The organism is Amycolatopsis sp. Poz14 (assembly GCF_006704225.1).
Lineage (GTDB): Bacteria > Actinomycetota > Actinomycetes > Mycobacteriales > Pseudonocardiaceae > Amycolatopsis > Amycolatopsis nivea.
The window spans coordinates 4107172-4119901 of record NZ_JACLHD010000001.1 but is presented as its reverse complement, the minus strand read 5'-3'; the positions used below and the strand labels follow the sequence as shown (position 1 = coordinate 4119901).

Annotated in this window: 11 protein-coding genes; 5 read left to right on the top strand and 6 right to left on the bottom strand. The window is 69.5% G+C overall.

Features of this window, described 5'->3' with window-relative positions:
- The first annotated feature begins 35 nt into the window (after window positions 1-35).
- Window positions 36-545: a type VII secretion system-associated protein gene (locus FKO37_RS19780; RefSeq protein ID WP_238605404.1), complete on the top strand. Its 510-nt coding sequence runs from the start codon at window positions 36-38 to the stop codon at window positions 543-545.
- 103 nt (window positions 546-648) lie between these two features.
- Window positions 649-1764, top strand: a complete 1116-nt coding sequence (locus tag FKO37_RS19775; protein ID WP_238605403.1) for a hypothetical protein — start codon at window positions 649-651, stop codon at window positions 1762-1764.
- Between the two features lie 818 nt (window positions 1765-2582).
- On the opposite strand, the gene FKO37_RS19770 is transcribed toward FKO37_RS19775, so the two are convergent.
- The gene (locus tag FKO37_RS19770; RefSeq protein ID WP_037812648.1) at window positions 2583-3593 is read right to left on the bottom strand and encodes a helix-turn-helix domain-containing protein; all 1011 of its coding nucleotides are present in this window, start codon (window positions 3591-3593) and stop codon (window positions 2583-2585) included.
- Between the two features lie 138 nt (window positions 3594-3731).
- Between FKO37_RS19770 and FKO37_RS19765 the strand changes: the two genes are divergently transcribed.
- Window positions 3732-5654 (top strand): S53 family peptidase, encoded by a 1923-nt coding sequence (locus FKO37_RS19765; RefSeq protein ID WP_238605402.1) that lies wholly within the window; start codon window positions 3732-3734, stop codon window positions 5652-5654.
- A gap of 279 nt (window positions 5655-5933) precedes the next feature.
- Here the strand turns inward: FKO37_RS19765 and FKO37_RS19760 are convergent, their stop codons facing one another.
- Genes FKO37_RS19760 through FKO37_RS19745 form a run of 4 tightly spaced genes read right to left on the bottom strand, consistent with a single transcriptional unit; the run spans window position 5934 to window position 9660 of the window.
- On the bottom strand, window positions 5934-6857 hold the full coding sequence (locus tag FKO37_RS19760; protein WP_205673251.1) for a ribokinase: 924 nt from the start codon (window positions 6855-6857) through the stop codon (window positions 5934-5936).
- The gene (locus FKO37_RS19755) at window positions 6854-7888 is read right to left on the bottom strand and encodes a phosphotriesterase (protein ID WP_134730641.1); all 1035 of its coding nucleotides are present in this window, start codon (window positions 7886-7888) and stop codon (window positions 6854-6856) included. The genes FKO37_RS19760 and FKO37_RS19755 overlap by 4 nt, the downstream gene beginning before the upstream one ends.
- Window positions 7881-8876, bottom strand: coding sequence for a DMT family transporter (locus FKO37_RS19750; RefSeq protein ID WP_043834132.1), 996 nt, complete (start codon window positions 8874-8876; stop codon window positions 7881-7883). Before FKO37_RS19750 ends, FKO37_RS19755 begins: the two co-directional genes overlap by 8 nt.
- A gap of 31 nt (window positions 8877-8907) precedes the next feature.
- Window positions 8908-9660 (bottom strand): glutamine amidotransferase, encoded by a 753-nt coding sequence (locus FKO37_RS19745; protein WP_037812658.1) that lies wholly within the window; start codon window positions 9658-9660, stop codon window positions 8908-8910.
- A 111-nt stretch (window positions 9661-9771) separates the two neighbouring features.
- Between FKO37_RS19745 and FKO37_RS19740 the strand changes: the two genes are divergently transcribed.
- Both FKO37_RS19740 and FKO37_RS19735 read left to right on the top strand, forming a co-directional pair.
- A complete protein-coding gene (locus FKO37_RS19740; RefSeq protein ID WP_238605401.1) occupies window positions 9772-10761 on the top strand; it encodes a LacI family DNA-binding transcriptional regulator in 990 nt (329 codons plus the stop codon).
- Window positions 10758-11816: a M20 family metallopeptidase gene (locus FKO37_RS19735; protein WP_238605400.1), complete on the top strand. Its 1059-nt coding sequence runs from the start codon at window positions 10758-10760 to the stop codon at window positions 11814-11816. Before FKO37_RS19740 ends, FKO37_RS19735 begins: the two co-directional genes overlap by 4 nt.
- A 210-nt stretch (window positions 11817-12026) precedes the next feature.
- Here FKO37_RS19735 and FKO37_RS19730 read toward each other — a convergent pair whose 3' ends face one another.
- Window positions 12027-12716, bottom strand: a complete 690-nt coding sequence (locus tag FKO37_RS19730) for a GntR family transcriptional regulator (RefSeq protein ID WP_199817629.1) — start codon at window positions 12714-12716, stop codon at window positions 12027-12029.
- Window positions 12717-12730 lie beyond the last annotated feature (14 nt).

Sequence of the window (12730 nt, the reverse complement as noted above, 5' to 3'; positions counted from 1 at the left end):
CGGTAGATTCATCGGACGCGAAGGAGGCGCCAGCGATGTCCGAGGACCAGTGGGTGCTGCTGGTCGACCCAGCGTGGACGGCCGACGGCAGCGAGGCCCCGACCCCGCCGCCGGAGGCCGTGGTCGGCGGCTGGCTCGCGCGCGAAGACGGGTCCGTCAGCCGCTTCGAGCCCAACCCGTCCTACGAACCGTCGGCGGAAGACTCCCCGACCGACCCGCTGGACGCCGTGCTCCGCCTGACCGCGCGCGGCGAGGCGGACTTCGATCAACTGGCCGCCGTCTTCCGCGAATCGGCCTTCGCGGTGGCTGTGGATACCGATGAGTCTCCGCTCGTCGCGCCGTCGCCGGACAACATCCCTTGCCTGCTCGTCACGACCGCCCCGGCACACCGTCGCCGAGTGCGCGCCGCTGGTTGGCGTCCGGCTGGTCCTGTCGATCTGCTCCGTTTGCTGAACGACTACGACGGGGTTGACCTGCTTCTCAATCCTGGGGCGCCGGGGTGCCTTCGGCTGCTGGCTGACAGCGTGCGGGAGATCATGGACTGACCAGAACTGGTTCACCCGCTCGGGTTCCCGCCGGGGCCCCGGTTTTTGTCGGTGGTGCGCGCGATGATGTCCCGGACAGCAGCCGACTTGGGGAGGAACGGCGATGAGAGTGTTGATGAGCGGCGAGGTCAGAGTCGAGTACGGACAGCTCTATGTGCGGACCTGGCCGGATCTGCCGGGGTTTTCCGAATGCTTCGGCGGGCAGCGAAACGGTCTGTGCGGTGCGGCAGTGCCGGGCGCGCTGTCACTGGTCACCGGACTGAGCCACGGCTACGTCCGCTTCCGGGCGGAACTGCACGACGAGGCCCCGCCCGTGGACGAAACATGGGAAGACATCGTCGAGGCGCCGTTCCGGCTGCGGGGCGAAACCGCACTGGTCGGCTTGAACGGCGAGAAACCCTGGCCGCTCGATCTTCCGGTCACCGGATATCGGGTCCGCTACAGCGGCAGCCGGATGGACGAGGCGCACCGGCTGGGCGTCCCGGAGGGCGAGGAGTTCGAGCCTGACCGCTATCTGCTGCAGTTCTGGCCGGGTCCGCCGGAACCGGACCGGGTGGTCAAACAGACCAGCGCGGCGGCCGCCTACTGGCATGGAGTCGCCAGGGAAACACCGCCGCCCCCGACTCCGGAGGAGAAAGCCGAAACCCGGCGCCGCGCCCGGCGGCAACGAGAACAAGCCACCGCGGAAGCGCGCCTCGAAGCCGAGATACGGGAGTGGGGCGGAAGCCTGCCGATCGAACGGCTGCGTCAATTGCGGGGCCACGCGCTGAGTGTGGCGAAGCTGGACCGGCCGTTGGCCGACGCGCTCGCGGAGACGGACCCGGCGATCCAGCGACAGGTCGCCCGGTGGACAGTCAGGCGCGCGTACGCCGAGGCGCGACTGACCGAGGTCGAGTGGATAGCCCCCGCGCTGGCGGCGATGGAGCGGGACGACCCTCTGCCACCGCCCTTCGACGACGACCGGCAAGCGTGGAACCTACTGCTCACTGACGAACGGGTCCCGCGCACGTTGGCCACGTCGCCGGACGGAAGGAACGACAACTGCCTGCAGCAAGCGATGGCTTTTCCGGCGCTGTTCTCCGCTCGGGAACCGGACCCGCTCGCCGCGGCCTTCGAGGCGCTCTGGTCAGCCGCGGTGGCTTTCGGCTACGGACGGCACGGCGTGCTGTTCACGGAGCTACGGCAGGCCTTTCCGGCGCTCGCGGACGGAGAGGGGTGAGCTGCGCCTGCCAGACGTCGGCCTGGTGCTGATTCGCGCCGAGGGGCCGCTGCTTGAGTGGGAAAACTGTTCGGCCGCAACCGTATCGGTGTAATCGGGACGCGTTCCGATCGGAGCGGGACCGGCCGTGGCGGGCAAGATGCCGGGCTGGCTGTCCGCCGAAAGCCAGCCGGTTGCGAGTCGCTGTGCAGGGCGCGTCGAACGCGGTTCGCCGCTCGCGCACGCCAACCGGGCGTCCGGCACGCCGACAGCGCGCCGCTTTGGCGTCCATTCAGCCTAACCGGGACCGCACCGGGCTAGGGCGGGCCGAAAGGCAGCGGTGGCGAGTCGCCGTGCAGGGCGAGTCGAAAGCAGTTCGCCGCCCGCATGCGCCAACCGACTTCCCAGGACGCCAACCGCGCGCAATCTTGCTGCCCATCCAACCCGAAAGCCAGCCGTTGCGGACCGCGTGCAGAGCGAGCCGGAAACGGTTCACCGCCCGCACGGGCCGACCGGCTCCCCAGCACACCACCTCGGCGTCCATTCAACCCGACTCGAAAGCCAGCCCTTGCGGACCGCGAGCGAGCCGGAAACGGTTCACCGCGCGCACGCGCCAACCGGCTCCCCAGCACGCCAACCGCGCGCTATCTCGGCGTCCATTCAGCCCAACCGAGACCACACCGACGAAGCAAGGAGGAGACCAACCGAAAACCAGCCGTTGCGGGTGCGTGCAAGGCGAGCCGAAGGCGATTCACCCCGCACACGAGCCGCCCGGCTCACCAACGCACCGAACCCCGCAGCCCATCGCGTCCGCTCAGCCCCACCCGGAACCACCCGGCTCACAACGGCACCGACCGCACCGGCGAAGCGCCAGGCTGGCTGTCCACCGAAAGCCAGTCGTTCCGCGTTGCGTGCAGGGCGAGCTGGAACCGGTTCGCCGCGCCCGTGCGAGCCATCAAGTTCTCGAGGTACCGGAACATCGTCCGCCTGCTCACGCCGAGCACCCGGGCGACCTGGTCGTCGGTGAGGCCGGCGGCGAGCAATGCCAGCAGCCGTCGTTCGCTGGGGCGGATTTCCGGGCCGGAGGTGTCGTCGGCGAGGCCTAGCGGCAGCGCGACTTGCCAGCACATGTCGAACAAGCCGGCCAGCGCGTCGAACAGGCCGCACGAGCGGATGAGCAGGACAGTGCGGTCCGCGCCGGACAGGGCTGCGCAGTCGTCGACGATCAGCAGTTTCACCGGGACCTCGGGCAGCACCCGGGCCTCCTCCCCGCGTTTGCCGCAGGGCAGGATGTTTTCCTCGACGTACTCGGGGCGTTCCAGCGCGAGCCGCCCGTAGACGGCGCGGTAGCGGACGCCGCGGGCCAGGTTCTCGAGTTCGATCTCGTTGGCGTCCGCGTCGGCGTAGTACGGCGGCGAGTCCAGGCCGCGGACCTCTTTCCGCGCCGCTCGTTCCAGTTGCTGCACCCGTTCGGCGGCAGTGGTTCCGCTGACCACCTCGATCATCGAGTCGGCGTCGTAACGCACCGCATGTCTTCGGTATTGCTCGTACAGCCGGGTCATCGCCGCGCGGGCTCCGGCCAACTCTGCTTCGCGTTGCCTGCTCAGCACTTCCAGCACCGGTTCCGGGCGCAGTGCGGACATCGGCGAACCGGGGCCGTCGACCGGGCCGGCCAGTCCGATCCCGGCGAGCACGGTCAGCACGCGGCGCACTTCGCCGGGGTCGCGGCCGGTCTCGTGCGCTAGCCGATCAGGCGGAACCGGTCCCGACGAAAGTAGGTCGAGATAGATTTCTGCTTCGTCCGCTTTGAGCCCGAGCGTCAGGAGATGGCCGATTGCTTCGGGAACCATTCGGAGGCACCTCCACCGGGCTTGCCGACACCATTGCGCCACTGGCACCAGCGCGTCACCGCCAGGGCTGAACGAACTGTAGACAACGGGGCACCGAATGGCCCGACGCCGTTCGCAGGAAATTCCCTGGGAGGGATCGTGTCCCGTTCAGCCCGAAGAATCCTTGCCCTGGCCGGTTTCGCGGCCTTGGCCTTGACCGCCCCGGCCCTGCCCGCCGTGGCCGCGCCCGCCGCGGCGCATCCGACCGCCCGCGTCTGCGCCGAGAAGGCGAAGCCCGGCATGGTCACGTGTTTCGCCGAACGCCAGACCGACACCATGCGCGCGCTGCTCTCCCCCGGCGCGCTGCCCAGCGGGTTCGGCCCCGCGGACCTGCGCTCCGCCTACAACCTCACCGCCGCCGGCAGCGCCTCGGCGACGGTGGCCATCGTCGACTCCAACGACGACCCGAACGCTGAATCGGACCTCGCGAGCTACCGCTCCACCTACGGGCTCCCGCCCTGCACCACCGCGAACGGCTGTTTCAAGAAAGTCAACGAAAACGGGCAAACCAGTCCGCTTCCCTCCGCCGATTCCGGCTGGGCGGGCGAAATCTCGCTCGACGTCGACATGGTTTCGGCGATCTGCCCGAATTGCCACATTCTGCTCGTCGAAGCGAACCAGCCGAGCATGGCCGATCTCGGCACCGCGGTGAACACCGCCGTGTCGATGGGCGCGAAGTACGTCTCCAACAGCTACGGCGGCGGCGAGGACGGCTCCGAACCCTCCTCCGACTCGAGCTACTTCCACCACCCCGGCGTCGCGATCACCGCGAGCACCGGCGACAACGGCTACGGCATCAGCTACCCGGCCTCGTCGCAGTACGTGACCGCGGTCGGCGGCACCTCGCTGACCCGCAACAGCAGCGCCCGCGGCTGGGGCGAAACCGCGTGGAGCGGCGCGGGCAGCGGCTGCTCGGGCTACGTGACCAAGCCCGCCTTCCAGAACGTGACGACCGCTTGCAGCAAGCGCGCGGTCGCCGACGTCTCGGCCGTGGCCGACCCGCAGACCGGCGTCGCGGTGTACCAGACCTACGGCGGCAGCGGCTGGGCCGTGTACGGCGGCACCAGCGCGTCCGCCCCGATCATCGCCTCGGTCTACGCCCTCGCCGGCACGCCCGGCGCGTCCGACACCCCCGCCGCCTACCCGTACTCGCACACCGGCAACCTCAACGACGTGACCTCCGGCAGCAACGGCAGCTGCTCGTCCTCGGTGCAGTGCAAGGCCGGCCCGGGCTGGGACGGCCCGACCGGTCTCGGCACCCCGAACGGCACCGCGGCCTTCACCGCGGGCACCCCGAGCGGCGGCGTCACGGCGAACAACCCGGGCAGCCAGAACGGCGTCGTCGGCACCGCGGCGAAACTGCAGCTCTCCGCGTCCGGCGGCAGCGGCGGCTACACCTGGACCGCTACCGGCCTGCCCGCCGGACTGTCGATCAGCTCCAGCGGCCTGATCTCCGGCACGCCGACCACCGCGGGCACGTACTCGGTGACCGCGACCGCCAAGGACTCCTCCGGCGCCACCGGCTCCACCACGTTCAGCTGGACGATCGCCCCGACCGGCGGCGGAACCTGCTCCGGCCAGAAGCTGGGCAACCCCGGCTTCGAGAACGGCACCAGCCCGTGGACCGCGACCAGCGGAGTCGTCAGCACGTCGTCCAACGGCGAGCCCCCGCACAGCGGCAGCTACCTCGCCTACCTCGACGGCTACGGCAGCGCGCACACCGACACGGTCTCCCAGTCGGTGACCATCCCCTCGGGCTGCCACGCGACGCTGAGCTACTACCTGCACGTCGACACCGCCGAGACGACCACCTCGACGGCGTACGACAAGCTCACCGTCAAGGCTGGGTCGACCACGCTCGCCACCTACTCGAACCTGAACCAGGCGAACGGATACCAGCTGCGCACCGTTGACATGTCGGCGTACGCCGGCCAGACGGTGACGCTCACCTTCACCGGCACCGAAGACTCGAGCCTGCAGACGTCCTTCTGCCTCGACGACACGGCGCTGACCGTGAGCTGACTCTGTACCGACGGAAGGGCCGTCCCGTACGCGGGGCGGCCTTTCCTTGGTGGGCAAGGAACTTTCACCTCGCGCGGGTGCGGAATGCCTCAGCCGGGCTCGGCGGCAGGCGGATCCAGCAGGACGCCGCCCGGTCACTCGCCGAGCACCGCGCGGCCCTCGGCGCCCATCGGCGACCGGTTCAGCACACTGTCGCCGTCGATCATTGCCACGCCGTTGCCGTAGAACAAATCCGAGGCCACTCACCGGCGGCCGCTTCCCGGCCAGGAAGCCGCGGCGTCACACCTCGACCACCTCCGCCAGAGTCGGCAGCGAGGGATGCGCCCCGTGCCGCGTCACCACGACCGCGGCTACTTTCGCTGCGAAACCACAGGCCGCCACCACATCCGCGGTCGTCGGCTCACCGGAGATCTCCGCGAGCCGGGCAGCAAGCGCCCCGACAAACGAATCCCCCGCGGCCGTGGTGTCGACCGCCCGGACCGCAACGGCAGGGACATGCGCGGACGACGAGGCGTCGAGCACCGCGCACCCCTCCGCCCCCAGCGTCACGATCACCCATCGGCAGCCCGCCGCGAACAGGTCAGCGCTGCCGCGTTGCAACCCGTTGCTGTCGAAGGGATCTTGGCCGGTGAGCTGCCGGAACTCGATTTCGTTCGCCACCACCACATCGCTGAACGGCAGCAGCTTCCCGGCCACGTCGGCGGCGGGCGCGGTGTTGAGTACCGTCAGCACCCCGCGTGCGCGAGCAGCCGCGAACGCGCGTTCCGTCGCGTCGGGCACCGCCTCCAACTGGCCTACTGCGACTCGAAGACCTGGCATCGCGTCGATCGCCGCTTCGGCTGTCGTTGCGGGGATGTCGGCGTTCGCCCCGGCCACGACAACGATCGAGTTGACGCCCTCCGCGTCGACGGTGATCGCTGCTCGGCCGGTGGGCAGCGGCGACCTTCGCACATGGGTGACGTCCGCGCCCTCGGCGACGAGGGCTTTCAGGTACTCGTCGCCGTCCTCGTCCTGGCCGACGCATCCGATCACCGCGACGTCCGCGCCGAGCCGGGCGGCGGCGACGGCTTGGTTGCCGCCTTTTCCGCCCAGTTCCCGGCTCGCCGAGAATCCCATGAGGGTCTCCCCTGGTTCGGGTATCCGCGGTGCTTGGACGATGTGGTCGACGTTGAGCGACGCGACGACCGCTACGACGGCGCTCATGCGGTCAGCCATCGCACCGGGACATCCCGCATCAGCCGGGCGACCGCGTCGGCCGGGACGCCTTCGGCTTCGAGCAGATCGGCGAAAACAGTCGGCACGAAGACCAGCCCGTTCCCGCCGTTGTGCGTCCACATCTGCTTGAGGAACAGGTCGTGCGACAACATGATCTGCTCTCCGAAGCCCTCGTGCACCCATCGCGCCACGGCGTGCGCGGTCTGGGAAACCGTCGGGGCCACGCCTTCGCCGGGGAACGAAATGTCGAGGCCGATCATGTCGAACTCCAGCAGCACGCCGCGTTCGAGCAGCTCGCGCTGGTAGCCGGGATCGTCGCCGGACGGATCGCTGTGCGCCAGCGCGACTTTGCCCGGCAGCGCACCGCATTCGTCCAGCACCAGGTCGAGCACCTCGTGCCCGCGGCGTTGCCAGCCCGGCATGTGGATGTTGAGCCCGACGTTCGGCCGGGCCGCCTGCGCGAGCGCCGCGGCGCGCAGCGAAGCCCGTTCCCCGTCGGTGAACAGCGGCGAGACGCCGACCTCGCCGATGACGCCGGCCCGGATTCCCGTTTCGCCGACGCCCTCGTCCAGTTCCGAGAGAATGCGCGCGGTCTGCGCTTCGACGGCGACCGCGGTGATGCGCTCGCCCTCGAATTTCTCCAGGTACGCACCGGTGCCCATGATGACGGTGACCCCGGTGGCCTCGGCCACCGCCGCCAGCGCTCGCGGGTCGCGGCCGATCGCCGCGCTGCCGGTCGCGTCGACCACCGTGCCGCCGCCTGCCGCGGCAAACGCGGCCAGCTCGCGCACGACACTCGCGTGGTCCTTCACCGCCACGTTGTCGGCGCAGCAGTAGGGATCCTGGCGAAGCAGGAACTGCCAGCTAGGCCCCACTTCCGCTTCGACGAGCCGCCGAGTGGAGGCGTAGGAGGGTTCGGCGACGGCGGAGGACAGGTCGTTGAAGAGGTGCTCGTGCGGCAGCACCAGCCCGAGGTCCGCCGCCTCGACCGCACCGAGGACGCCGCGCACCTCAGCCACGATGCACCTCGGCGGGCTGGGCGAGGACCGCCGGTTCGGCCGTGTGCCGGGACGGAATCATCGCGATCGCCGCGGCCGCCAGTGCCACGAGCGCGCCGAGGACGGTGACCAGGTGCAGGCTGGACCCCGCCGCGGGAGCGACGACCTCGAGCAGCAGCGACCCGATGAGCTGGCCGGCCGTGGAGGCCAGCCCCAGCAGCAGCAGGCCCAATCCGCGCACCAGCAAGGCCATCAGCGCGATCGACAACAGGCCGAGCGGCCCGCCGAAGTACATCCACCACGTGCCCGGCAACGCGAAGTGCGCGCCCGAAGCCGCCATCCGCACGACGTACACGAGGCCGAGCGCCACGAAGCCGATGAGGAAGTTCCAGGTGATGGAGATGAACATCGAGCCGGACAGCAAGCCGATCTCGGAGTTGCCCGCGGGCTGCCAGCCGGCGAGCAGGCCGCCGACGAACGGCATGATCGCCAGCGCGATCATGTGCGGGGCCGACCAGTTCGGGGACACGACCAGCACCGTGGCGCAGATGGCGAGGATCGCCCCGGCGATGCGCGGCGCGCTCATCGCCTGCTTGAACGGGACGCCGATGCCGAGCCGGTCGCACACCACGCCGGAGATGACCATGCCGGAGATCAGCGAGGTCTGGAAGATCGCCACGCCGAGGAAGCCCACCGTCACGCCTTCGGAGAGCACGATCACCGCGCCGCACAGGCCCGCGAAGAAGTTCCACCGCGGGATCTCGCCGCGCACCAGCTGACCCGGCAGCCGGAAGAACGCGGCGCGCGTCCGGGCCCGCGCCAGCACGATGACCAGCATCAGCACCAGGCCGGTGCCGAAGGACACCAGCGCGGCGGCGTGCCCGTCGCCGAGTTCGGTGCCGAGATGTCCGTTGACCAGCGACTGCAACGGGCCGAGCATGCCGGCGAAGACGGTCGCGATGGTCAGCACGACGACCGAGGTCGCGCGGCGGGTGGGTGACGTACTCATCGAATCCTCCTTGATCCCGAGTGCGCGCGGCTCAGCTGTCGCGTCCGGCGAGCCAGGTCAGCGCCTGGGCGAAGAGCTTGCGGTAGCCGTCCCAGCTCATGAACTCCTCCGGAGCCCAGTGCGGGGAGATGTCCGAGGTGAACGCGAGGGTGCGGCCCTCGCCGAACCGCCGCGCGGCCAGCATGACGTCGCCCTCGACGGTGGCGAGCAGTTCGGCGTCCGGCTTCAGCGTGGTGTGCTGGTAGCCCAGCAGGATCGGCCATTCCTGATCGAGACCGGCGACCACCGGATGCCCGGACTGCACGACCTGGGCGCGGACGCCCTCCGGGGTCTCGACGCGGTCGTCGAACGGGTCGATGTCGACCGGGAGGATCTCCTCGATCGGCGTCCGGTGGTAGTTGGCCTTGCCCTCGAAACCCTGGAAGCTCAGGTAGCCGCCCGCCATCATCAGGCCGCCGCCGCCCCGGACCCACTCGCGCAGCAGCTTGAGCCGGTTGGGCGTGGGGCGGCCGCGGGTGAACGTGTCCGGGTGCAGCAGCAGCGTGTTGGAGCCGACGTCGGAGAGCAGCACGACGTCGTAGGCCTCGAGTTCTTCCAGCGTCTGCGGGAACTTCTCGGCCACGTCGTGCGAACGCAGGTGAGTCACCTCGACCCCTTCCGCCGCCAGCACCGCCAGCAGCCGCTCGCACCCGATCTCCACCTGCGTGTGCGCGAACGGGTCGTATCCCTTGTGGTCGATCGTCGCACTGACCCACGACTCCCCGGCTAGCAGGACCTTGACCATCGACGACTCCTTCGGGCGAAAGCTTTAGCGTGTGTTGCGCAACATAGCGCAACAACGCCAATATAGGATGCGGTTGCAGTCGCCGTCAACGCTCGAACGGGGAGGAGCCGGATGTCGCTGGCGAAGGTGGCCCGAGAGGCCGGGGTGGCGGTGTCGACGGTGTCGAGGTACGTCCGGGGCGAGCTCAATGTCGCCTCCGAGACGGCCCGGCGCATCGATGCCGCACTGTCCGCCGAAGGGCATCCGCCCGTCCAGAAACAGGTGACCGGGCTCAGCCTCGGCCTGGTGGTGCCGTCGCTGGACAACCCGTATTTCTCCACGCTGGCGGACGCGGTGGCCGACGCCGCCGCGACGGACGGCATCGACGTGTTCACCGCCCTCACCGGCTCGTCGCCGTCGCGGGAGCGCGCCAGCGTCGAGCGCCTGATGCGGGTGCCGGACGTGGGCGGGCTGATTTATCTGGGGATGAACAGCACCAACGAGGCCTTCGCGGGCAGGCTGGCGGGCGATTTCCCGGTGGTCTTCCTCGACGAGTACGTCGAAGCCGCCGGGCCGCGGATCGCGCACATCACCGCGAACAGCTTCGGCGGCGCGTACCAGGCGACCACCCACCTGATCTCCCAGGGCCACCGGCGCATCGCCCACGTCGGCGGCCCGGCCGGGCTGCGGACGGCCGACCAGCGCGAGGCCGGGTACCGGGCGGCGCTGAAGGCGCACGGCATCGAGGCCGACGAGGCGATGATCGTGCGCGGCACCTTCAGCTCGGCGTTCGGCATGAACTTCTTCGCGCACATGGCACGGGCCGGCGCGGAGCCGACCGCGGTGTTCACCGCCAGCGACATCGCCGCGGTAGGCCTGCTCGAAGCGGCCCGCCGCGCCGGGGTCGCGGTGCCAGGGGACCTCTCGGTGATCGGCTGCGACGGCATCACCCTCGGCGAATGGACCTCGCCGCGCCTGACGACCGTTGCGCAACCGACCGAGCAGATGGCCCGCAAAGCGGTCGACGAGATCACCCGCCTCGCCGCCGGGGACAGCCCCGCGGACCACGTGCTCTCGATGCAGCTAGTCGTCCGCGAATCGACCCGGGAGTACTCCGCATGACCGACGACGCCCTTGACCTGCTGCGCGACCTCGTGCGCCAAGACACCACGTCCGGAGGCAACGCCGCACAGGCCTCAGCCCAGGAACTGGCGACCTCCTACGCCACGGCTATTGCGGGCGTACGCGTGCTGCAACGTTCCACCACCGGCCGCCCGTGGATGCTGCTCGGCACCGGATCGGGCCGCGGCCCACTGTTCGTATGCCACATCGACACCGTCCCGGTCGGCTCCCCCGATCTGTGGGACCGCACCCCGTTCTCCGCGGACACCGACGAGAAGTACCTGCACGGCCGAGGCAGCGTCGACATGAAGGGCGGCCTGGTAGCCGCCCTGGAAGCGTTGCGCAACGCCGCGGAAGCCGGTGCCGACGCACAAGTCCTGATCACCAGCGACGAAGAAATCGGCTGCCGCGGCGCGGCGGAGGCCGCAAACTCGCTGGAGCTGACGCCGCAGATCGTCGTAGTACCCGAAGCGACACAAAACCGCGTCTCGCTCGGCCATCGCGGGGCCACGTGGCTGCGCCTCGCCGCGTCCGGCAAAGCCGCCCACGGGTCCACACCGCACCTCGGCCGCAACGCGATCCAACTGCTCGCCGAGCGGGCCCTAGGTGCGCTCGACTCGTTTCCGCTGTCCACTGAGGACTATCTCGGCAAGGAGACCGTCAACGTAGGCACCTTCGAGGGCGGAACCGCGACGAATATCGTTCCCGCTGCGGCAGTTCTGACGCTTGACGTGCGCACCGTAGACGGTGGAGCGCCCGCGATCGCCTGGGCTTCGTCGCTCGATCCGGCAATCAGTACCGAGGTGGATCTCGACCTGCCCGCCGTCCGGACCCCACGCCTGCCGGACGCGCTCTCCGGCCAAGTCACCGCTCCAGCCGCCACCTACTTCACCGACGCCTCAGCATTAGCCGGATCGGTGGCCGGAGCCCCGATCGTGATCTGGGGACCAGGAGACCCACGCGAAATGCACGCGGCGAACGAAAAACTGGAACTGGAATCCTGGCGGGAAGCGTTGCGCAACTATCGCGAACTGGTGCTTTCCACCGCACAGTGACCCACAGTCCAATGTGGACTGAGACCCCGCCGCTCAGTCCACCAACCCAATACGCCCCCGCACCGATGCACCCAACGAGCGAGGCACCCACACCACCCCCGCACCCCGATACGAAGCCTCCCTGCGCCCGTCAGCACAATCAAGCTTCGGGGTGCCCCACGCAACCACGGGCCAATGTCGCCGCCAGGCGACGAGCCACCCAAAAACCGACTACCCAAGATCAATACGAGGCCGAGTCCGCACAGTCCCGAACAACAACGCCTGCCCAGTAGCCGCCATATGATCCGAAATCACCTGCTGCGTCTTGACCGGATCCCCCGACTCAATAGCAGTGACGATCTCCAAATGCCGCCCAGCACTCATATTCGACAGCGCCCGCTCAAGCCCCCGATACATGATGCACATCCGAATCGCCCCCTCGAGCAGCTTCCAAGACCGCACCAGCGCGTCATTGTCCGTAAGCTCCACAAGCAGCTCATGGAACGCCAGATCAGCCTCGATCTGCGCCTCCAGCGACACCCGCTCCGCACGAGCCATCGCATCGACCGCTTTCCGCAGCTTGGCGCAGTGCTCCTCCCGGTAGTAACTCGAGGCCAGCGTCTCCCCCGCGAGCGCCTCCAGCGCGGCGCGCACGGTGAAGGTGTTGATGATGTCCTTCTCGTTGATCGAGCGCACGGTGACGCGACCCCGCTCGCCGTACGAGACCAGGCCTTCCTGCTGCAGCTCGCGCAGTGCCTCGCGCAGGGTGCCCCGGCTGATCCCGAGCTGCTCGGACACCTGGACCTCGCCGAGGTGGCTGCCGGGCGGGAACTGGCCGGTGGTGATCGCCTCGCGCAGCGTGTCGACCGCCATCTGGCGCAGGTTGCGGCCGGGTTGGCTGGCCGAAGCCGGACGGCTCACCGCACGCCTCCTCT